The following is a 19,651-nucleotide window of genomic DNA, read 5'->3' as shown; positions in this document are numbered from 1 at the left end:
TCAGGGCACGGGGCTACGCTGAGAGGTCAGGAGGAACGATGACCACCGAATCGGCTCTGCCCCACCGCACTCCCTACGTCGCCAACGACGAGGGACACCCGTGGCGGCGATTCGTCGCCATCGGCGACTCCTTCACAGAGGGCATCGGCGACCCCTCGCCCGACTCGCCCGGGGGCAACCGAGGCTGGGCGGACCGTGTCGCCGAGGTGCTCGGCGCCGGCGTGGACGACTTCGCCTACGCGAACCTCGCCGTACGCGGCCGCTTGATCGGCCAGATCGTGGCGGAGCAGATCGAGCCCGCCCTCGCCCTCTCCCCCGACCTCATCAGTTTCTGCGCGGGAGGGAACGACGTCATCCGCCCGGGCACCGATCCCGACGAGATCTCGCAACAGTTCGAGGACGCCGTCATCCGGCTCTCCTCGACCGGCGCCACTGTCATCGTGTTCACGGGCATCGATACGAACTTCTCGCCGGTGTTCCGCGGTTTCCGCGGAAAGGTCGCGATCTACAACGAGAACCTGCGCGCCATCGCCGACCGCTACGACTGCATCGTGGCCGACCAGTGGGGTCTGAAGGAGATCCAGGACGCCCGTTTCTTCGCGGATGACCGCCTGCACCTGAACGCTCTCGGTCACCACGAGGTGGCACGGATGGTGTTGCGGGCGTTGAACGTCCCCAACGACCTCGCCCCGATGCAGCCCGCGCCGATCGCGGTGCGCAACTGGCGAGCGGCGCGCGCCGACGACCTCGTCTGGGCGCGCACCTACCTCGTTCCGTGGGTGCTGCGGCGCTTGCGGCACCAGTCGTCCGGCGACAATGTGACCGCGAAGCGCCCGGAGCCTTCGAGCGTGTCGCGCCTCGACGGTCAGACACCTCCGGCGGGCGGGTGAGCGAGCGCCCAGAGCGCCACGGCGCCCGCTGAAGCGACGTTGAGCGAGTCGACACCGCCCGACATCGGGATGGTCACCACGGTGTCGGCTGCGCGCAGCGCCCCGCGACTCAGCCCGTCGCCCTCGGCTCCGAGCAGCAATGCCACCCTCTCGGGCCTGGACGCCGCGAACGACTCGAGCGCGACGGCATCGTGCGCGAGCGCGAGAGCGGCGAGGTGGAATCCCGCCTCGTCGAAGAGGTGCCTCGCCTCCGGCCACGCGGGCAGCCGCGTCCACGGGACCTGGAAGACGGTGCCCATGCTCACGCGCACGCTGCGTCGGTAGAGCGGATCCGCGCACCGCTCGGTCACGAGCACCGCATCCGCCCCCATTCCTGCGGCCGCGCGGATCGCCGCGCCCACGTTCGTGTGGTCGACGATGTCCTCGAGGACGAGCACCGTGCGGGCGTCGCGCAGGAGGCCGGCAACATCCGGCAGCTCCGGGCGATGCATCGCCGCCAGAGCGCCGCGGTGCACGCTGTAGCCCGTCACCGACTCGGCGACTTCAGCCGGCACGACGTACACCGGTGTGTCGGTGTGCGCCAGGAGCGCCGACACTTCGTCGACCCACTTGCGCTGCACGAGCACGGATCGAGGTCGGTGTCCCGCCGCCAGCGCCCGCGCGATCACTTTTGCGGACTCGGCGATGTACAGCCCCTCTGCCGGCTCCGACATCCGCCGTAGCGCGACGTCGGTGAGGTCGCGGTAGTCGTGCAGTCGCGTGTCGTCGGCGTCGGTGATCTCTTCCAGGTGCATACGTCCCTCCTCGGCCAGCTAACCAGCCTCAGAAGCCAGCGACGAAACATGCCCGCAAACCGGCAGGCGTAGGCTCGGCAGCAGGAGGTACTGTGCCACTCGTGACGGAACCCGATCCGACCGCCCTCGCCGAGCTGGAGCGCGCGATCGACGCGCTGGCCGGTCGACGGGTCGCCGTCCTCACCGGCGCCGGAGTGTCGACCGATTCCGGGATCCCGGACTACCGCGGGCAGGGCGCTCCCGTGCGCAAGCCCATGAGCGTCGAGCAGTTCCTCTCCGAGGAGAGCGCCCGGCGGCGCTATTGGGTCGGCAGCCACCTCGGGTGGCGGCGCTTCGCCGCAGCGCAGCCCAACGAAGGCCATCGCGCGCTCGCCCAGCTGGAGGCAGCGGACATCACGAGCGGGGTCATCACCCAGAACGTCGACGGTCTGCACGTGCGTGCCGGCTCCCGTCGCGTGGTCGAGCTGCACGGCACCATGCGCCGCGTGGGCTGCCTGCAATGCGGGCAGGTGTTCGACCGACGCGATCTCGCAGTGAGGGTGGAGGCGGACAACCCCTGGCTGAGCGAGACGGAGGAGCTGCCGCTCGGGCCCGACGGCGACGTCGCGGGCGCCGAGGTGGACGGCTTCCGCATCCCCGAGTGCAGCGTGTGCGGGGGCGTGCTCAAGCCGGATGTCGTCTTCTTCGGCGAGTTCATCCCTGCCGAGCGGTTCCGCGAGGCCGAGCAGCTCGTGCGCGCCGCGGACGCGCTTCTCGTGGCGGGTTCGTCCCTGGTCGTGAACTCGGGTATCAGATTGGTCGAGCGCGCCCGGCGACGTAGGCTTCCGGTGGTCATCGTCAACCGCGGACAGACCCGGGCCGATGCCCGGGCCACGGTCAAGATCGACGCCGGGACGAGTGAGGTGCTCACCGCCCTGGCGGAGGCGCTCCCCCGCCGACGCTGACTCCGCTTCGACACACCGACAGGCCCGTGACCCACCTCATCCTCATCCGCCACGGCGAGACCGACTGGAACCGCGCCCGCCGCATCCAGGGCGCGACAGACATCCCCCTCAACGAGACCGGACGCACACAGGCCCGCGACGCCGGCCTCGCCCTGCGCGACCGTCTCGACGCAGACACGCCGCTGCTGCTCGTCTCGAGCGATCTGCAGCGCGCAGCCGAAACGGCGGACATCATCGGGGCGATCCTGGAGCGGCCTGTCGCGGGGAGATATCCCGAACTGAGGGAGCGTTCGTACGGCGAGGCCGAAGGAGTATCCATCGACGAGCTCGCCGAGCGCTGGGGACGGGGACCCGACGCCCGTGTGCCGGGAGCAGAGACGCGAGAACAGCTGCGCGAGCGCGCGCTGAGCGGTCTCGCGCGGGTGATCGCCGACGCATCGGCGGACGAGCCGCCTCCCGTGGTGGTCGCCGTCGCCCACGGCGCCCTCATCCGCGAGGTGCTGGCCTTCGCCACCGACGAGCAGCTCCCCGCCGACGGCGATCGGCTCGGCAACGGCTCTGCGCAGGAGTTCTCGTGGCAGGACGGCGTGCTGCGGCTTCTCTCCTACTCCGCCGCCTGAGCCGCTGAGTCGGCTCGACGGCGATGCCGTAGCCTGACACACACGATGAGCCGTCGATCGAAGAACGATCCACCCCCGGACGCCGGAGCCGCATCCCGGCGCGACTTCCTCCGCGTGGGCGGACTCGCCCTCGGCGGACTGGCCCTGGGCGGCGCCGCCGGAGCGGGCGCGGCGGCGGTGCAGGCCTCGACGCGCCCCTCTCACGCCGAGAACGAACCCGCGTTCTCTCACGTGGTGGTCCTCATGGGTGAGAACCGGTCGTTCGACAACCTCCTCGGCCACCTCTACACGCCGGCCACTGTGCCCACCGGTGCACGTTTCGACGGCCTCGCATTCGGCGACTTCTCGAACCCCGCACCTGACGGTCGATCGGTGCCTGCGCACGTGTATACGGGCAGCACCGATGAGATCATGTGCTCACCCGACCCGGATCCGGGCGAGACGTACCCGCACGTGAACACCCAGATCTTCGGCACGGTCGACCCTGCGTCCAACGAGACCTCGTGGCATCGACCGCTGCGCGCACCCTGGAACGCGCCGTCTGCCGACACGACCCCGACCATGCAGGGGTTCGTCCGCGACTACATCGCCAACTACCGACGCACGAGCAAGGGCAAGGAGCCGTCGCCCGCCGAGGCCGACGTGATCATGGGCGGATTCTCCCCCGCGATGCTGCCCGTGCTCTCGACGCTGGCTCAGGGGTTCGCGGTTTACGACCACTGGCACTGCGCGGTGCCAAGCCAGACGTACTGCAACCGCTCCTTCTTCCACGCCTCCACCTCACACGGATTCGTCACGAATCGCGGTGGCGGCGGCTACGGCAAGTGGTTGGATGCGCCTGCGGCACCGACGATCTTCAACCGCCTGGAGGAGGCCGGCCGCAGCTGGCGCATCTACTTCGACGAACAGCAGCTCGTCTCGCTGACCGGCGTCATGCACGCGCCCGTGCTGGAGAAGTACTGGCGGAGCGAACATTTCGCGTACATGGACCAGTTCTTCGCGGACGCGAAGGCGGGAACCCTGCCCGACTACGCATTCATCGAGCCCCGGATGGTCTACAACCACAACGACTTCCACCCTCCCTTCGGCGTCGTGCGCGGGAGCGACGTCGACGGCTCCCCCGTGTTCGATTCGGCGGTCTCGGACGTCCGCGCCGGCGAAGCGCTCGTGGCGAGCGTCTACGACGCGATCCGCACCTCCGCCAGCAGCGACGGCTCCAACGCGCTCAACACGCTCCTGCTCATCACGTTCGACGAGCACGGCGGTACCTACGACCACGTCGTCCCGCCCAAGGCCACCCCTCCGGATCCTGAGGCCGCCGAGGGCGAGATGGGATTCCGTTTCAACCGACTCGGCCTGCGCGTGCCGGCGATCGCCGTGTCGGCGTACACGAGGGCGGGCACGATCATCAACGAGGAGATCCATCACGCCGCCGTCATCGCGACCCTGTGTCAGCTGCACGGCCTCGAGCCGCTGACCGATCGCGACCGCGGCGCCCCGACCCTGTTCAGCGCGACCAATCTGGCCGAGCCCCGCGATCCATCCACCTGGCCCACCGTGAGTCCCGCCTACGTACCGCCGCTGCTCGAAGAGGACGAGCTGGAGGAGATCCGCACCTCCGACAAGCCGCTGACGTCGCCCGCGAAAGGCCTGCTCGGACTCCTTCTGGAGCGTTACGGCCCGAGCGGCGCGCCGGAGCCGGAGACCTACGCCGACGCCTACAACATCCTCAAGGCGCACGGACTGGGGCTCTTCACGACTCAGGGCGCATCCCCGACGCCGACGGCGACGTAGCGTCGGCCGCGCAATATGCGCAAACGGTGCCGCTCACTGCTGCTAGCGTTGCGCATCATGCCCGCTTTGGACCGTATCGACATCGAGCTGCTCCGCGCGCTTGCTGACGACCATCGCGCAACGGTCGTCGCTCTCGCCGAGCGCCTGCAGCTGTCCCGTAACACCATCCAGGCGCGGCTCGCCCGCCTCGATCGCACGGGAGCCTTCCTCAGCTACCAGCGCGCCCTGTCGACCGCTGCCCTCGGATTCCCCATCGAGGCCTACGTCAGCGTGACCGTGCGGCAGCACGAGCTGCCGCGTATCCGGGAGCAGCTGGCGGAGGTGCCGGAGGTCCTGCAGGCCCACGGCCTGGCGGGTTCGGTCGATCTTCTGGTCCGGGTCGCGTGCCGCGATGCGCAGCATCTGTTCGACACCGACGCCCGCATCCTGGGGATCAGCGGGGTGGAACGCACGGAGACCTCCCTCGTCATGGACGAGGTGATCCCCTACCGCGTGACACCCCTCATGGGGTTGGCGCAACCGCAGCGATAGGCGCCGCTGACGGGGACGTGTCCATTCTCACGAGCACGACCCCGACGATCAGGACCACGCCGCCGACGATTTGCACCGGACCGGGCGCCTCGCCCAGAAGCGCCCAGGCGAACAGCAGCGCGAAGAGGACCTCGGAAAGACCCACGAAGGATGCGACCCGAGAGCCGAGCATCGGCACGGCGATCACTCCGAGGGCGTACCCGAGGGTCGTCGCGACAGCACCGACCCAGCCGATGGCGGCCCACGCCGGGAGCTGGATCCCCGCCAGGGCGACGGAGACGTCGGGAGCGGCGAACGGCAAGAGGCCCGTCATGCACAGGACGGCCATGAGAAGGGCTCCGACGATGAGCCCGCCCGCGGCGAGAGCCAGCGCCGGCAGCTCTTCGCCGGTGCGCTCGGACAGGAGGAAGTACGCCCCGACACAGACCGCGGCGCCCAGCGCGAACACGGTGCCGAGCAGGTCGAAGCGCGCGCCGGCGATGTCCACTACCAGCACGAGGCCGACGATCGCGACTGCCGATCCCATGAGCACCAGTCGCGACGGAGCGCGACGGGTACGCACCCATGCAAGCAGCACCAGCAGCACGGGGGCGAGGTACTGCACGAGGAGGGCCACCGCCACCGGCATCCGCTGCATGGCAGCGAAGTAGAAGATCTGGCAACCCGCGACGCCCGTCAGGCCGAATCCGACGATGAGGGGCCACTGGCGGCGCAGGAGTCCCGGCCGGCGCCGAACGGCCCGCACGAGAGCAGGCGACAGGATGAGTGCCGCGAGCGACATCCGCACCAGGAGAGCCGCGCCGAGAGTCCACCCGGCCTCGATGAGCGGCTTCACGACGGGGCCGCTGGATGAAAAGGCCAGCGCCGACGCGAGCCCGACCGCGAGTCCCGCGACACGGCCCCCGGGGACGGGCAACGGCGCGACCACGGCCAGGGAGGAGGTCTGGGCGACCATCGGCGTCTCCGGATGTCAGGAGTAAACTAGAGGGACACTGGTGACGCTATCCCCCATCAAGTCAGGAGTCAACTTGATCTTCACCCCTGACACACGCTCGTCTCTCGTCATGACCGCGGACATGGTGAACACGCTGCCCGGCACGGCGTCGCCGGACCTCGACGGCCTCGTCGATCTCGTCGATCTCGCCGCATATCTTCGGGTGCACCCTTACTCGGGAACCATCCGTCTCGACGCCACCGAACTCGACGCGATCCGCCGCATCCGACCGCGCCTGCGGGAGCTCTGGTCCGTCGATCGCGACTCCGCGGTGCCCCTCGTGAACGCCATGCTGCACGAGAGCAACGCGGTGCCGCGCCTCGTGCGCCATGACGCCTACGACTGGCACATCCACGCGACGCCGGATGACGGTCCTCTTGCCGATCGCATCCTGATCGAAGCGGCGATGGCGTTCGTCGATGTCATCCGCGCAGACGCGTATGAGCGGATCCGCGTCTGCTCGGCCGACGATTGCGGAGCGGTCTACGTCGACTTCTCCCGCAACGGATCCAAGCGCTACTGCGACACCGGCAACTGCGGCAACCGGATGAACGTCAACGCGTACCGTCAGCGGAAGGCGAGAGAAAGCGACTGATCGCGGCCGCTGCCGGCTCCGGCGTCTCATAGTGGATGAGGTGCCCGACGCCGGGGATCTCGACGAGCTCGGCATTTCGGAACAGCGTACGCAGGGTGCGCTCGGCCTCGATCGGCGTGATGTCGTCGAGCTGAGCCGCGACAAGCAGCGTGGGCTGGGAGATGCGCGGCGCGAACTCGCGCACGTCATGCGAGACGGAAGCCACGAACGCCTGCAGGAGCACGTCGCGGTCGGCGAAGCGCGAGAAGTAGCGGTCGTGCTGGTCGTGGACGAACCGGCGCAGCAGCGGCTGACGCGTCTTGACCATGGCGACGCTCATGCCCCGCACGATGGCCCGGTTGCGCAGCAGCGCGTCGCCGATGGGCGCCGGGAGACGCGCCGCCGCACGGTAGTAGAACACCGCGAGGCGCGTGAGGAAACCGCGCGGGCCCTCCAGCGCCGGCGCTCCGATCGGATTCACGAGCACGAGTCGGTCCGTGGCGAGGCCTGCGGCGACCGCCGCCGAGGCCACGATCGACCCGAACGAGTGACCGAGGATCGGTGATCCTGCCGCGACCCGCTGGGCGAAACCATGCAACCACTCCGCGTAGAGCTCCAGGTCGTGCTCGCGGTGCGGAACAGGTTCGGTCTCGCCGAAGCCCGGAAGATCGGGAGCGATCACCCGGAAGCCCGGCAGGTTCGCGACGACCGGCTCGAGCCCGTGGTGGTCCCCGCGGAAGCCGTGCACAAGCAGCAGCGTCGTGTGGGCGTCTTCGTCGCCATACTCCCAGTAGACGGTCTCGCCGCCCAGGACCTCGACGGTGCGCCGCCGCACGGGGATGGGCGCGAGCTTGTCGGCATAGGGATGCGGCGCGGTCACCGTTCGAGTCTACGTCCCGCCCGGCGTGGTCCTCCGAGCGTGGGGGTGGTCTCCCGTAGCGTGATCGCATGCCCGACCACCCCGTCGCCGCCGGCGCCCCGGAGGCGCTCTTCGACCTCGAGGAGTTCCTGACACCACGTTCTCCCGAGTGGGTCCGGCGCATCGGCGTCTTCGACCTCGAGACGACCGGCGTCGATGTGACCCGCGACCGTATCGTGACCGCGCACGTCGGCGTCCTGGATGAGACCGGCTCCGTGATCCAGGCGCGCTCGTGGCTCGCGGATCCGGGAGTCGAGATCCCCCAGGGCGCGCAGGCCGTGCACGGCATCTCCACCGCGCATGCCCGAGCCCATGGGCGTCCCGCTCCAGAGGTCGTCGCCGAGGTGTGCGCCGCGCTTTCGAAGCTCTTCGCAGCGGGCACGCCGGTCGTCGCCTACAACGCCCCGTACGATTTCTCCCTGCTGCGGTACGAGGCCGCCCGACATTCCGTACCGCCGATTGAAGACCCGGCTCCCGTCATCGACCCGCTGGTGCTCGACAAGGCGTTCGACACGTATCGTCGCGGCAAGCGGACGCTGAGCGTCGTCGCCGAGCACTATCGGGTCGTTCTCGAGGGTGCGCACGAGGCCGCAGCCGATGCGGTCGCCGCGGGAAGGGTCGCGCTCGCCCTCTGCGAGAGGTACGGCGATCTGCTGCCGGCAGCCGTCGCAGAGCTCCACACGAACCAGATCGCGTGGGCGAGGTCTCAGGCGGAGAGTCTCACCGAGTACTTCGTCCGCATCGGCCGCATCGACCCGCTCGATCCCGTCGACGGGCGCTGGCCAATCCGGTGACACCACGAAGGGCCCCGCGAGATCGCGGGGCCCTTCGTGGTGAAGGCGTCTTACTTGGCGCCGAAGTTCTTGAAGCGCTGGTTGAACTTCTCGACGCGTCCGGCCGAGTCCATGATGCGCTGCTTGCCCGTGTAGAACGGGTGCGAGGCGGAGGAGATCTCGACGTCGACGACGGGGTACTCGACACCGTCGAGCTCGATCGTCTTGTCGCTCGAGACCGTCGAGCGGGTGAGGAAGGTCTCGCCCGAGCCGAGGTCGCGGAAAACGACGTCGCGGTAGTCGGGGTGGATGTCAGTCTTCATGGTGTTCCTTGCGGGAGTGCTTCGGAGGAAAGTCTGCGGTGCCGGAAGCACCAAAAGACGAGTCTAACAGCAGGAGCGGCGCTTCGCCGCATCCGGTGGTCAGCGCGCCGCGCGCGCGGCGTAGCGACCGTCGGCCTCGGTGACCACGATCGGCATGCCGAACGTCTCGGAGAGGTTCTCGGCGGTGAGTGTCTCGGCGATAGGCCCCGCCGCGACAACGGCGCCCGCGCGCAGCAGCAGCACGTGGGTGAACCCGACCGGGATCTCTTCGACGTGGTGCGTGACCATGACCATCGCCGGCGTCGTGGGCGCCTGCGCGTAGCCGCTCAGAAGCTCGAGGAGTTCCTCACGCGCGCCGAGGTCGAGACTCGCGGTCGGCTCGTCGAGCAGCAGCAGTTCGGGGTCGGTCATGACGGCGCGAGCGATCTGGACACGCTTCTGCTCGCCGTCCGACAGCGTGCCGAACGTGCGATCGGCAAGGTGGTCGAGCTTCCACTCCGCCAGCACCCGCAGCGCTCGGCGCTCGTCGATGCGGTCGTACTGTTCGTTCCAACGCCCGAGCACGGAGAAGGCCGCCGTCAGCACGACGTTCAGCACGGTCTCCTCGGCCGGGATGCGCTTGGCCATCGCGCTGGAGGCGAAGCCGATGCGGGGACGCAGCTCGAACACGTCGGTGCGACCGAGACGCTCCCCCAGGATGGTGACCGCGCCCGAGGTTGGGTGATCGAGGGTCGCGGCCAGCTGCAGAATGGTGGTCTTGCCCGCCCCGTTGGCGCCGAGGACCACCCAGCGCTGGTCGCCGTCCACCTGCCAGTCCAGATGGGAGACGATGTCCTTTGCGTTGCGGCGGACGACGACGTCGGAGAAATCCAGCACCTGCGGCATGTTGTTCAGCCTACCGGGCGGGCGGTTCATGCCGAGCCGGATCAGCGCGCCTCGAGCACCTCACGGTAGAGCTGCTCGGTCTGCGCGGCGATGCGCGTCCAGCTGAACTCCTCGACCGCGCGCCGGCGACCGGCAGCCCCGTAGCGGGACGCCTGTTCGGGGTCGGAGACGACCTCGATGAGCACCCGGGCGAGGTCCTCGACGAAACGGTCGGGATCCAGCGGCGTCCCCGTTCCGTCCTGGACCTGTTCGATCGGCACGAGGCGCCCCGTCTCGCCATCGACCACGACCTCCGGAATCCCGCCCGTGGCGGTTCCGACCACCGCCGCGCCGCAGGCCATGGCCTCCAGATTCACGATCCCCAGCGGCTCGTAGATGGACGGACACACGAACGTCGTCGCAGCCGTCAGGATGGCGGACAGTTCCGGGCGCGGCAGGTGCCGGTCGATCCAGATCACCCCATCGCGCGTCTCCTGCAGCTCGCGGACCAGACCCTCGACCTCCGCCATGATCTCGGGCGTGTCGGGAGCTCCCGCGCAGAGCACCAGCTGCACCCCCGGGGGCAGGAGCCTCGCGGCGCGCAGCAGATACGGCAGACCCTTCTGTCGCGTGATGCGCCCGACGAAGACCACGGACGGCCTCGTCGGCTCGATGCCGAGCGCGCGGAGGAGATCCTCGTTCTGCGTCGGTTGCCACGCCTCGGCATCGATGCCGTTGTAGATGACGCGCACACGCGCCGGATCCACGTGGGGGTACGCGCGCAGGATGTCGGCCCGCATCCCTTCGCTGACGGCGATGACCGCCCCGGCGGACTCGTAGGCGGTGCGTTCGACCCAGCTGGACACCGCGTATCCGCCCCCGAGCTGTTCGGCCTTCCACGGCCGCAGCGGTTCGAGCGAGTGCGCGGTGACCACGTGCGGAATACCGTGCAGCAGTGACGCGAGGTGGCTCGCGAAGTTCGCGTACCAGGTGTGGCTGTGCACGATGTCGGCCCCGGCGACGTCTCCGACGATCTCCAGATCGGTGCCGAGCGTCTTCACGGCGGGGTTCGCGTGCGTGAGCTCCGCGGGCGTCGCGTACGACGTCGTGTCCGCCTCGTCGCGCGGCTCTCCGAAGGCGCGCACCTGCACCTCGATGCGCTCACGCAGCGCGCGGACGAGCTCGGCGACGTGGACTCCGGCCCCGCCGTAGATCTCGGGCGGGTATTCCTTGGAGATGATGTCGACGCGCATGTCATGGACGCTAGTACAGGGGGTGCGTGCGGCATAGTCTGGTGCCATGCCGGCACCCAAGGTCTTCGGAATCATCCTCGCGGGTGGCGAAGGTAAGCGACTCATGCCGTTGACGGCCGACCGGGCGAAGCCGGCGGTGCCGTTCGGCGGACAGTACCGACTCATCGACTTCGCCATCTCGAACCTCATCAACTCGGGACTGCGACAGATCGTCGTCCTCACGCAGTACAAGTCGCACAGCCTCGACCGTCACGTCTCCCAGACCTGGCGCATGTCGGCGCTGCTCGACTCCTACGTGACCTCGGTGCCGGCCCAGCAGCGCCTCGGCAAGCGGTGGTTCTCGGGTTCCGCCGACGCGATCCTGCAGAGCCTGAACCTCATCAACGACGAGCAGCCCGACATCGTCGTCGTGGTGGGTGCCGACCACGTCTACCGCATGGACTTCCAGCAGATGCTGGACGCGCACATCTCGTCCGGGGCGCGTGCGACGGTCGCCGGCATCCGACAGCCGATCGGACTGGCGAACCAGTTCGGCGTCATCGACGTCGAGCCCGACGACCCGACCCGCATCCGCGAGTTCCTCGAGAAGCCGCAGAATCCGGCGGGGCTCGTCGACAGCCCGCACGAGGTGCTCGCCTCGATGGGCAACTACATCTTTAACACCGATGCGCTGATCGAAGCCGTCGAAGCGGACGGCGAACTTCCCACCTCCAACCACGACATGGGCGGCGACATCGTGCCGTACTTCGTCGACCGCGGTGAGGCCGGCGTCTACGACTTCATCCGCAACGAGGTGCCCGGTTCCACCGACCGCGACCGGGCGTACTGGCGGGATGTCGGCACGATCGACTCGTTCTACGACGCGCACCTCGATCTGATCTCGACGCTGCCGATCTTCAATCTCTACAACACGCAGTGGCCCATCCACTCCCAGCTCGTGAACTCGCCCCCCGCGAAGTTCGTGCGGGACGCGGTGGGGCGCATCGGAAACGCCATCGACTCCGTCGTCTCGCTCGGATCGGTACTGTCGGGAACGCATCTGGAGCGCAGCGTCGTGGGCCCCTGGACCCTGGCGGGTGGCGGATCGACCATCACCGACTCCGTCCTCTTCGATCGGGTCCGCGTGGGAGCCGGTGCACGCATCCACCGGGCGATCCTCGACAAGAACGTCGTGCTGGCCGACGGCGCCACCGTCGGTGTCGATCGCGAACGCGATCTGGCGCGGGGATTCACGGTGACCGACTCGGGGATCACGGTCGTCGGCAAGAACGTGCGCGTCGAGCCGTAGCGGCGAGGGCACCCGTGCGGAGCGTGCGGCGGCGCGCGCTAGCGTTGACGGATGCGTGAGAACCGCCCCCGCCGTCTGCTCGTCGTCCTGGATGCCGACTCCACCCTCATCCGCAACGAGGTCATCGAACTGATCGCGGACGAGGCCGGACGCGGCGCGGAGGTCGCGGCGGCGACCGAGGCGGCCATGCGGGGCGAGGTCGACTTCGCGACGAGCCTGCGCTCCCGCGTCACCCAGCTCCGCGGTGTGCCCACCGCATCCTTCGCGCGCGTGCGCTCGCGCATCGAGCCGACGCCGGGCGTGCGCGAGCTGGTCGACGCCGTCCACGCCCGCGACGGCATCGTCGGCGTGGTCTCCGGCGGCTTCCACGAGATCCTCGACGACGTGGCGCCCGCCCTGGGCGTCGACCTGTGGCGCGCCAACCGCCTCGAGGTCGACGCCGGCGCGCTGACCGGCGTCGTGGCGGGCGCCATCGTGGACGCCGAGGCCAAGGCGTCCCAGCTCCTCGAATGGGCCGCACAGCACGAGATCGATCCGCGCCGCACGATCGCCATCGGCGACGGTGCCAATGACCTCAGGATGATGCGCGCGGCGGCTCTGGGCCTCGCGTTCAACGCGAAGCCAGCGGTGCGCGCCTCCGCGGATCTCGTCATCGGCCCCGTGGACCTGCGCGAGGTCATCCCGCTTCTGCCCTGACGGCGTCCGGTGCCGGGCGTAGAGTTCGGGCATGCAGCTCATCCTCATCCCGGGCCTCTGGCTCGACGCCGGATCATGGCACGACGTGGTGCCCACGATCGACGACGCCGGCTTCGACGCCCTTCCCGTCACCCTTCCGAACGCACCCGAGGCGCACCTGACCGACTGGGTCGCCGCCGTCGTGGCGCACATCGACGCCGCCGACGAGCCCGTGACCCTCGTGGGGCACAGCGGCGGGGGCAACGTCGCCTGGGGCGCCGCGGACGCGCGTCCGGAGTCGATCGCGCGCGTGGTGTTCGTCGACACCGTGCCCGTTCCGGATGGCGCGGACATCACGGCGTTCCCGGTCGTCGACGGCGTCATCCCCTTCCCGGGCTGGGACACGTTCGATGCGTCCGACGTCGCCGATCTCGACGCGGCTACACGTGAGCGCATCGCCGCCGAGGCGGTCGCGGTCCCCGCGGCGGTTCCGACCGATCCGCTACACCTGCACGACACGCGCCGACACGGCATCCCCGTCACGGTTCTCTCGGGGGGTGCAGACGCAGAAGAACTCGACGCGCAGTTGTCGCACTGGCCGAGCTACCACGACGAGTGGTGCGCGATCGGCGACCGCGAGGTCGTGCGCATCGGCTCGGGCCATTGGCCGCAGTTCTCCCAGCCGCAACGGCTGGGAGCGCTCATCGTGCGCGCGATCGAGCGCTGACGATCAGTGGCCCATCCCGAGGCCGCCGTCGACCGGGATGACAGCGCCCGAGATGTAGGCGGCGTCGTCTGAGGCGAGCCACGCCACGACCGCCGCCACCTCCGCCGCGGTGCCGTAGCGCCCGGCCGGGATGGCCTTCTTGTACTCGGCCTGCGTCTCGGCAGGCAACTCCGCCGTCATGTCCGTCTCGATGAAGCCGGGGGCGACGACGTTCGTCGTGACGCCTCGCGCGCCGAGCTCGCGCGTCAGCGAGCGGGCGAAGCCGACAAGCGCACTCTTGGAGCTGGCGTAGTTGATCTGGCCCGCCGAGCCGTAGAGGCCCACGACGCTGGAGATAAGGATCACGCGACCCCACCGCGCGCGGACGAGCCCCTTGGCGGCGCGCTTGACCACGCGGAAGGTGCCGCCGAGGTTGGTGTCGATCACGTCGTCGAAGTCGTCCTCGCTCATGCGCAGAAGCAGCATGTCGCGCGTGATGCCCGCATTGGCGACGAGGATGGTCACAGGGCCGAGCTTCTCCTCGACCTCGGTGTAAGCGGCGTCCAGCGCGGCGGCGTCCGTCACGTCGGCGCGCACCGTGAGGGTCCCTTCCGGCCCCTCGCCCGAACGAGCCGTCACGGCGACGCGGTACCCGTCGGTCACGAAGCGTTCGGCGATCGCACGGCCGATGCCGCGGTTTCCTCCGGTGATGAGCACGACACGATCGCTCGACATGGTTCTCCTCGTCAGTTCAGGCAGAGCCTCCAGCCTATCGACAGGCCCGTTTGACACCGCCCAGCGGACACTGGAAGGCTTCCCTCACAGACTGAAAGGCACCCAGATGAGCGATCAGAACAACGACCTTCCCACACCCGCATCCGCGGGAGAAGGCGGCGCGCCCGACGCTCAGCCCGCACCAGCGGAGCCCTCCGCTGCGGCCCCGGCGTCGCCGGACTACCAGGCCCCTGCCGACACACCGCCGTCCTACCCGGCTCCGTCGACCCCGCCCCCCTCCTATGCAGCGCCCGCCGCCTACCCGGGATACAGCGCACCGCCCGCCGCACCCGCGGCCTACCCTGCCTACGGTGTGCCCCCGACGGCCCCCGCGTATCCCCCGGCCTACCAGGGCGCACCGGCCTACGGAGTCCCCCCGACGTACACGCCCTACCCCGCGGGCCCCAAGACAAACAGTCTCGCGATCGTGTCGCTGGTCTCCGCGATCGTCGGCGTCGTCCTCCTGCCGTTCATCGGTTCCATCGTCGGCATCATCACCGGCCACATCTCGCTCAAGCAGATCCGCGAACGCGAGGAGGGCGGCCGCGGGCTGGCGCTCGCGGGCACCATCACGGGTTACGCGGGCCTGGCGCTCTACGCAGTCATCACCGTGCTCGTGGTCCTCTGGATCATCTGGGTCGTGAACCTCGCGAACGGCGCCTACTACGACTACAGCTACTCCTCCTGACCCTGCGAGCGGTGCCTCCGGCGTACTCTGGAAGCACTGTGAAGCACCCCTCACCACCGCAGTCGGCGACCTCGCTCCCCCACGCACCGCGTGACGAGTCGAGCTCTCGCATGCTCAAGTACGTCATCATGATGGGCGTGCGGGTGGCCTGCTTCGTCGCGATGATCCTCGTCACCCCCTACGGCTGGTACACCTGGCTGTTCGCGGCGGGGGCGGTCTTCCTTCCCTACATCGCGGTCGTGATCGCGAACGTGGGCCAGGAATTCCGCGCCGCGCCGGCCGAGACCGTGACACTGCCCGCTCTCGATCAGCGAGCCGAGCAACCCTCCCCGACTCCGCACACCCAGGTGATCACCATCGCCGAGACACCCTCGACCCCGCGCGACGCATGAGCGGCGAACCCATCTGCTCGAGAGCGGGGTGTCGCGACGCTGCCCTCTGGCGAGTGCTGTGGCGCAATCCGCGCATCCATGACGCGGATCGACGGAAGATCTGGTTGGCCTGCGACGCGCACGTCGCATATCTCCGCGACTTCCTCGCGACCCGGTCCTTCCCGGTCGCGGTCGAGCCCTTCGCCACGCAGGACGCGTCGTGAGCATCCGTCGTGACACGGCTCTGCGGTGGACGGCCTACGTCGCGGTGGCCATCGCATTCGCGATCGCATGCGTCTTCCTCTCGAACTGGCAGTTCGCGCGCAACGGTGAGAGGGCTGCGCAACTCGCTCTCGTCGAGCGGAACTACGACGCCGACGCGGTTCCGCTGGATGAGATGCTCCCCTCAGATCAGCTCGATCCCGAGTCCGAATGGCACCCCGTCGTCGTCGTCGGCGAGTACGTGCCCGAGCAGCAGACCGTGGTGCGCAATCGGCCCCACGGCGGCACGAGCGCGTTCGAAGTCCTGACGCCTCTGCGCACGTCCGACGGGCGCGTGCTGATCGTCGACCGCGGATGGATTCCGCCGGCGGAGAGCGGCGACGGCCCCTCGGCGATCCCCGCGCCGCCGACCGGCACGGTGAGCGTCGTGGTGCGCCTGCGCGCCCCCGAGGCGCTGCCGACCTCGGGACGCACCGCGCCCGCCGGACAGGTGCCGACCATCAATCTCCCTCTGGTCGCAGAGACGACCGGTCCCACGACACTCACCTCCGCCTATGGCGTGCTGGTGAGTGAGTCGCCCGCCGTCGCAGAGATGCCCTACGCGCTCGACGCCCCGTCGGAGGATCCTGGACCGCATCTGTCCTACGCGGTCCAGTGGATCCTGTTCGCCGTGATGGGCTTCGTGTTCATCGGCTACATCATCCGCACGGAGCGCCGCAAGCGCGCGGAGGACGACGACGAGACGACTCCGACGGCGTCGCCCGTCCTCCGTCGCCCTGCGCGCGTGGATCGGGACGCCGAGCAGGAGGACGCGATCCTGGACCGCACCGACGCCTGAGCGCTCAGGCCAGGGTGATCAGGTCTACGTAGTCACGACCCCAGATGTCCTCGACCCCGTCGGGCAGGATGAGGACCCGTTCGGGATTGAGGGCCTCGACGGCCCCCGCGTCGTGCGAGACGAGCACCACAGCGCCCTCGTAGTGCGCCAGGGCGCCGAGGATCTCCTCGCGTGAGGCCGGGTCGAGGTTGTTCGTCGGCTCGTCGAGAAGCAGCATGTTGGCGCTCGAGACGACGAGAGTCGCCAGCGACAGGCGCGTCTTCTCCCCGCCGGAGAGCACCCCGGCAGGCTTGAGCACATCGTCACCCGTAAACAGGAACGAACCGAGGACCTTGCGCGCCTCGGTCGCGGTGATGTCCGGCGCTGCCGACATCATGTTCTCCAGGACAGACCGGGACACGTCGAGGTTCTCGTGCTCCTGCGCGTAGTACCCGATCTTCAGCCCGTGCCCGGGTTCGATCGTTCCCGTGTCGGGAGCATCCACTCCCGCCAGCATGCGCAGCAGCGTCGTCTTCCCTGCGCCATTCAGCCCCAGGACGACGACCTTCGAACCGCGATCGATCGCGAGGTCAACGTCGGCGAAGATCTCCAGCGACCCGTACGACTTCGACAGGCCACGCGCCATCAGCGGAGTCTTTCCGCACGGAGCAGGCTTCGGGAAGCGGAGCTTCGCGACCCGATCCTCCTGACGCACATCGTCCAGACCCGAGAGCATCTTCTCCGCGCGTGCCACCATCTGATGCGCAGCCGCGGCCTTCGAGGCCTTCGCCCCGAAGCGCGCGGCCTGCAGCTGCAGGGCGGTCGCCTTCTTCTCGACGTTGACGCGCTCCTTCTTACGACGTTCCTCGTCGGCCACCCGCTGGCGCTGGTAGTTCTTCCAGTTCATGTTGTAGATGTCGATGACCTGACGGTTGGCGTCGAGGTAGAAGACACGGTTCACGGTCTCGCCGACGAGCTCCACGTCGTGGCTGATGACGATGAGTCCGCCCTTGTAGTTCTTCAGGAACTCCCGGAGCCACACCACACTGTCGGCGTCGAGGTGGTTCGTCGGCTCGTCGAGGATCATCGTGTCGGCATCCGAGAACAGGATGCGAGCGAGCTCGATGCGCCGGCGCTGTCCGCCCGAGAGCGTCTTCAGCGGCTGATCGAGGATGCGGTCCGGAAGCGAGAGGTTGTGGGCGATCGATGCCGCCTCTGCCTCGGCCGCGTAGCCGCCGAGCGACTCGAAGCGCTCCGTGAGCGTTCCGTAACGCCGCATCGCCTTGGCAGCGACCTCCGGGTCGTCGTCGGCCATCGCGAGCGAGGCCTCCTGCATCCCGAGCGCGAGTGTTCCCAGCCCCCGCGCGTCGAGGATGCGGGTACGTGCCAGCATCTCCGGGTCCCCGGAACGAGGGTCCTGCGGGAGGTAGCCGAGCTCTCCGCCGCGCTGCACCTCTCCTGCCGAAGGCAGCAGGTCGCCGGCGAGGACCTTCGTGAGCGTCGTCTTGCCCGCGCCGTTGCGACCGACCAGACCGATCTTGTCGCCTCGGGAGACGCGGAAGGCGACCTCGGACATGAGAACGCGCGCGCCGACGCGGATCTCGAGGTCATGCACGGCGAGCACGGCGTACGTCCGTTCTGTTCGGGTGGGATGGCGGCCGGAGAAGACCATCGTTCAGTCTACCGGGCGTGCATCGGCGCCGTCGTTCCTGCCGCACGGGTGGTCGAACGCGGTCGAATTCGGACGCCGAGTTAGGGTAGCCTCGCCTAGCACCTCCTTCAGAAAGGCCCTCCTCGTCATGCAGCTCAAGCGCTGGACCGCCGTCGCGGTCGCCGCCGTCTCCCTTGCCGCCCTCACTGCCTGCAGCTCAGGAGCGTCGACCCCCGCTGCCACCGGCGAGGATGCGGGGCAGAGCGACGCGTTCCCGCTCTCGATCGAGAATGCCTTCGGCACCACCACGATCGACGCCAAGCCGAAGCGCGTCGTCACAGTCGACTGGGGCAACCAGGACGTCGCACTGGCGCTGGGAATCGTGCCGGTGGCCATGCCGAAGGTGACCTACGGTGACGAGGACGGCGACGGGCTTCTGCCCTGGGTGAAGGACAAGCTCGACGAGCTCGGCGCCGAAACACCTGTCCTCATGGATGAGACCGACGGGTACGACTACGAGGCCATCGCCGATGCCGCGCCCGATGTCATCCTGGCCGCCTACTCCGGCATGACCCAGGAGCAGTACGACACCCTCAGCAAGATCGCCCCGGTCGTCACCTATCAGGACATGGCGTGGGGGACGTCGTGGCAGGACATGACCGTCCTCGACGGGACGGCCCTCGGGATGGCGGATGAGGCGCAGGAGCTCGTCTCCTCGCTCGAGAAGCACGTCGCCGACACAGCCGCGGAGTATCCGTCCATCGCCGGGAAGACCTCGCTCCTGTCGTACTTCGACCCGACCGATCTCAGCAACCTCGGCTTCTACAGCCGGTCGGATCCGCGTGTGGGCTACCTCGAGCAGATGGGCTTCGTACCCTCCGCGTACGTCAAGGAGCAGTCCGCCGCGTCCGATCAGTTCTGGATCGTCACCAGCACCGAGCAGATCGAGAGCTTCGAAGACGTGCAGGTGATCGTCACCTACGGCACGGACGAGACGCTCGCGCAGTGGCAGGCCGATCCGCTCCTGTCCCGTATCCCCGCCGTCGCCAAGGGCGCCGTCGCGGTGATCACGTCCGACTCGACGCTCTCCTCGGCCATCACGCCGTCGCCGTTGTCGATCGGCACGAGCTACGGCGACGACTACATCAAGCTGGTCGGAGAGGCCGCCGCCAAGGCATCATGATCC

At 68.9% G+C, this 19,651-nt stretch carries 23 protein-coding genes; 15 read left to right on the top strand and 8 right to left on the bottom strand.

Annotated elements, in window-relative coordinates; translation table 11 throughout:
* The first annotated feature begins 38 nt into the window (after window positions 1-38).
* A complete protein-coding gene (locus KYX17_RS15385) occupies window positions 39-890 on the top strand; it encodes an SGNH/GDSL hydrolase family protein (RefSeq protein WP_243227824.1) in 852 nt (283 codons plus the stop codon).
* On the opposite strand, the gene KYX17_RS15380 is transcribed toward KYX17_RS15385, so the two are convergent.
* Complete coding sequence (locus KYX17_RS15380) at window positions 866-1,684, bottom strand: RNA methyltransferase (protein WP_243227823.1); 819 nt, start codon at window positions 1,682-1,684, stop codon at window positions 866-868. The genes KYX17_RS15385 and KYX17_RS15380 overlap by 25 nt on opposite strands.
* Window positions 1,685-1,785: 101 nt before the next feature.
* Between KYX17_RS15380 and KYX17_RS15375 the strand changes: the two genes are divergently transcribed.
* From KYX17_RS15375 to KYX17_RS15360, 4 genes are read left to right on the top strand one after another with little or no spacing between them, the layout of a single operon-like run.
* A complete protein-coding gene (locus KYX17_RS15375; protein WP_243227822.1) occupies window positions 1,786-2,628 on the top strand; it encodes an NAD-dependent protein deacetylase in 843 nt (280 codons plus the stop codon).
* Between the two features lie 26 nt (window positions 2,629-2,654).
* A complete protein-coding gene (locus KYX17_RS15370) occupies window positions 2,655-3,248 on the top strand; it encodes a histidine phosphatase family protein (RefSeq protein ID WP_243227821.1) in 594 nt (197 codons plus the stop codon).
* Window positions 3,249-3,293: 45 nt separating this feature from the next.
* Window positions 3,294-5,042: an alkaline phosphatase family protein gene (locus KYX17_RS15365; RefSeq protein WP_243227820.1), complete on the top strand. Its 1,749-nt coding sequence runs from the start codon at window positions 3,294-3,296 to the stop codon at window positions 5,040-5,042.
* 57 nt (window positions 5,043-5,099) lie between these two features.
* Window positions 5,100-5,573 carry an Lrp/AsnC family transcriptional regulator gene (locus KYX17_RS15360; protein WP_243227819.1) on the top strand — a complete coding sequence of 158 codons (474 nt, stop codon included), beginning with the start codon at window positions 5,100-5,102 and terminating at the stop codon, window positions 5,571-5,573.
* Here the strand turns inward: KYX17_RS15360 and KYX17_RS15355 are convergent.
* A complete protein-coding gene (locus KYX17_RS15355; RefSeq protein ID WP_243227818.1) occupies window positions 5,545-6,528 on the bottom strand; it encodes a DMT family transporter in 984 nt (327 codons plus the stop codon). The genes KYX17_RS15360 and KYX17_RS15355 overlap by 29 nt on opposite strands.
* A 73-nt stretch (window positions 6,529-6,601) precedes the next feature.
* On the opposite strand from KYX17_RS15355, the gene KYX17_RS15350 reads away from it, so the two are divergent.
* Window positions 6,602-7,162, top strand: a complete 561-nt coding sequence (locus tag KYX17_RS15350) for a CGNR zinc finger domain-containing protein (protein ID WP_374208957.1) — start codon at window positions 6,602-6,604, stop codon at window positions 7,160-7,162.
* Here KYX17_RS15350 and KYX17_RS15345 read toward each other — a convergent pair.
* Entirely contained in the window at window positions 7,122-8,021 is a 900-nt protein-coding gene (locus KYX17_RS15345) for an alpha/beta fold hydrolase (protein WP_243227816.1), read from the bottom strand. The two genes, KYX17_RS15350 and KYX17_RS15345, sit on opposite strands and share 41 nt — an antisense overlap.
* Before the next feature lie 68 nt (window positions 8,022-8,089).
* On the opposite strand from KYX17_RS15345, the gene KYX17_RS15340 reads away from it, so the two are divergent.
* The gene (locus tag KYX17_RS15340) at window positions 8,090-8,854 is read left to right on the top strand and encodes an exonuclease domain-containing protein (RefSeq protein ID WP_243227815.1); all 765 of its coding nucleotides are present in this window, start codon (window positions 8,090-8,092) and stop codon (window positions 8,852-8,854) included.
* Between the two features lie 50 nt (window positions 8,855-8,904).
* Here KYX17_RS15340 and KYX17_RS15335 read toward each other — a convergent pair whose 3' ends face one another.
* From KYX17_RS15335 to glgA, 3 genes are all read right to left on the bottom strand, one after another.
* The gene (locus KYX17_RS15335) at window positions 8,905-9,156 is read right to left on the bottom strand and encodes a type B 50S ribosomal protein L31 (RefSeq protein ID WP_137417031.1); all 252 of its coding nucleotides are present in this window, start codon (window positions 9,154-9,156) and stop codon (window positions 8,905-8,907) included.
* 99 nt (window positions 9,157-9,255) lie between these two features.
* Window positions 9,256-10,041, bottom strand: coding sequence for an ABC transporter ATP-binding protein (locus tag KYX17_RS15330; protein WP_243227814.1), 786 nt, complete (start codon window positions 10,039-10,041; stop codon window positions 9,256-9,258).
* A 41-nt stretch (window positions 10,042-10,082) separates the two neighbouring features.
* The gene (gene glgA / locus KYX17_RS15325) at window positions 10,083-11,273 is read right to left on the bottom strand and encodes a glycogen synthase (RefSeq protein ID WP_243227813.1); all 1,191 of its coding nucleotides are present in this window, start codon (window positions 11,271-11,273) and stop codon (window positions 10,083-10,085) included.
* A gap of 46 nt (window positions 11,274-11,319) precedes the next feature.
* On the opposite strand from glgA, the gene glgC reads away from it, so the two are divergent.
* Genes glgC through KYX17_RS15310 form a run of 3 tightly spaced genes read left to right on the top strand, consistent with a single transcriptional unit; the run spans window position 11,320 to window position 13,963 of the window.
* The gene (gene glgC / locus KYX17_RS15320) at window positions 11,320-12,561 is read left to right on the top strand and encodes a glucose-1-phosphate adenylyltransferase (RefSeq protein ID WP_137417034.1); all 1,242 of its coding nucleotides are present in this window, start codon (window positions 11,320-11,322) and stop codon (window positions 12,559-12,561) included.
* A 51-nt stretch (window positions 12,562-12,612) separates the two neighbouring features.
* On the top strand, window positions 12,613-13,257 hold the full coding sequence (serB, locus tag KYX17_RS15315) for a phosphoserine phosphatase SerB (RefSeq protein ID WP_243227812.1): 645 nt from the start codon (window positions 12,613-12,615) through the stop codon (window positions 13,255-13,257).
* Window positions 13,258-13,288: 31 nt separating this feature from the next.
* Complete coding sequence (locus KYX17_RS15310; RefSeq protein WP_243227811.1) at window positions 13,289-13,963, top strand: alpha/beta fold hydrolase; 675 nt, start codon at window positions 13,289-13,291, stop codon at window positions 13,961-13,963.
* 3 nt (window positions 13,964-13,966) lie between these two features.
* Here the strand turns inward: KYX17_RS15310 and fabG are convergent, their stop codons facing one another.
* A complete protein-coding gene (gene fabG, locus KYX17_RS15305) occupies window positions 13,967-14,677 on the bottom strand; it encodes a 3-oxoacyl-ACP reductase FabG (RefSeq protein ID WP_243227810.1) in 711 nt (236 codons plus the stop codon).
* Window positions 14,678-14,783: 106 nt separating this feature from the next.
* On the opposite strand from fabG, the gene KYX17_RS15300 reads away from it, so the two are divergent.
* From KYX17_RS15300 to KYX17_RS15285, 4 genes are read left to right on the top strand one after another with little or no spacing between them, the layout of a single operon-like run.
* The gene (locus tag KYX17_RS15300) at window positions 14,784-15,404 is read left to right on the top strand and encodes a DUF4190 domain-containing protein (protein WP_243227809.1); all 621 of its coding nucleotides are present in this window, start codon (window positions 14,784-14,786) and stop codon (window positions 15,402-15,404) included.
* Window positions 15,405-15,415: 11 nt separating this feature from the next.
* The gene (locus tag KYX17_RS15295) at window positions 15,416-15,796 is read left to right on the top strand and encodes a DUF3099 domain-containing protein (RefSeq protein ID WP_308220900.1); all 381 of its coding nucleotides are present in this window, start codon (window positions 15,416-15,418) and stop codon (window positions 15,794-15,796) included.
* Between the two features lie 53 nt (window positions 15,797-15,849).
* Window positions 15,850-15,999, top strand: a complete 150-nt coding sequence (locus tag KYX17_RS15290; protein WP_374208956.1) for a hypothetical protein — start codon at window positions 15,850-15,852, stop codon at window positions 15,997-15,999.
* Complete coding sequence (locus KYX17_RS15285) at window positions 15,996-16,835, top strand: SURF1 family protein (protein WP_308220899.1); 840 nt, start codon at window positions 15,996-15,998, stop codon at window positions 16,833-16,835. The genes KYX17_RS15290 and KYX17_RS15285 overlap by 4 nt, the downstream gene beginning before the upstream one ends.
* A gap of 4 nt (window positions 16,836-16,839) precedes the next feature.
* On the opposite strand, the gene KYX17_RS15280 is transcribed toward KYX17_RS15285, so the two are convergent.
* Complete coding sequence (locus KYX17_RS15280) at window positions 16,840-18,438, bottom strand: ABC-F family ATP-binding cassette domain-containing protein (RefSeq protein WP_243228204.1); 1,599 nt, start codon at window positions 18,436-18,438, stop codon at window positions 16,840-16,842.
* Window positions 18,439-18,613: 175 nt separating this feature from the next.
* Between KYX17_RS15280 and KYX17_RS15275 the strand changes: the two genes are divergently transcribed.
* The gene (locus tag KYX17_RS15275; protein ID WP_243227806.1) at window positions 18,614-19,648 is read left to right on the top strand and encodes an iron-siderophore ABC transporter substrate-binding protein; all 1,035 of its coding nucleotides are present in this window, start codon (window positions 18,614-18,616) and stop codon (window positions 19,646-19,648) included.
* The last annotated feature ends 3 nt before the right edge of the window (window positions 19,649-19,651 follow it).

The organism is Microbacterium sp. CIAB417 (genome assembly GCF_022788845.1).
Note: the sequence above shows the minus strand (reverse complement) of the source record. Positions and strands in the feature narration are given on the sequence as shown.

Excerpts from the sequence above, each read along its gene's own strand:
- KYX17_RS15385 (WP_243227824.1), top strand. The coding sequence starts at position 39 with ATGACCACCGAATCGGCTCTGCCCCACCGCACTCCCTACGTCGCCAAC.
- KYX17_RS15380 (WP_243227823.1), bottom strand. The coding sequence starts at position 1,684 with ATGCACCTGGAAGAGATCACCGACGCCGACGACACGCGACTGCACGAC.
- KYX17_RS15365 (WP_243227820.1), top strand. The coding sequence starts at position 3,294 with ATGAGCCGTCGATCGAAGAACGATCCACCCCCGGACGCCGGAGCCGCA.
- KYX17_RS15360 (WP_243227819.1), top strand. The coding sequence starts at position 5,100 with ATGCCCGCTTTGGACCGTATCGACATCGAGCTGCTCCGCGCGCTTGCT.
- KYX17_RS15355 (WP_243227818.1), bottom strand. The coding sequence starts at position 6,528 with ATGGTCGCCCAGACCTCCTCCCTGGCCGTGGTCGCGCCGTTGCCCGTC.
- KYX17_RS15340 (WP_243227815.1), top strand. The coding sequence starts at position 8,090 with ATGCCCGACCACCCCGTCGCCGCCGGCGCCCCGGAGGCGCTCTTCGAC.
- KYX17_RS15335 (WP_137417031.1), bottom strand. The coding sequence starts at position 9,156 with ATGAAGACTGACATCCACCCCGACTACCGCGACGTCGTTTTCCGCGAC.
- KYX17_RS15330 (WP_243227814.1), bottom strand. The coding sequence starts at position 10,041 with ATGCCGCAGGTGCTGGATTTCTCCGACGTCGTCGTCCGCCGCAACGCA.
- glgA (WP_243227813.1), bottom strand. The coding sequence starts at position 11,273 with ATGCGCGTCGACATCATCTCCAAGGAATACCCGCCCGAGATCTACGGC.
- glgC (WP_137417034.1), top strand. The coding sequence starts at position 11,320 with ATGCCGGCACCCAAGGTCTTCGGAATCATCCTCGCGGGTGGCGAAGGT.
- serB (WP_243227812.1), top strand. The coding sequence starts at position 12,613 with ATGCGTGAGAACCGCCCCCGCCGTCTGCTCGTCGTCCTGGATGCCGAC.
- KYX17_RS15310 (WP_243227811.1), top strand. The coding sequence starts at position 13,289 with ATGCAGCTCATCCTCATCCCGGGCCTCTGGCTCGACGCCGGATCATGG.
- fabG (WP_243227810.1), bottom strand. The coding sequence starts at position 14,677 with ATGTCGAGCGATCGTGTCGTGCTCATCACCGGAGGAAACCGCGGCATC.
- KYX17_RS15300 (WP_243227809.1), top strand. The coding sequence starts at position 14,784 with ATGAGCGATCAGAACAACGACCTTCCCACACCCGCATCCGCGGGAGAA.
- KYX17_RS15275 (WP_243227806.1), top strand. The coding sequence starts at position 18,614 with ATGCAGCTCAAGCGCTGGACCGCCGTCGCGGTCGCCGCCGTCTCCCTT.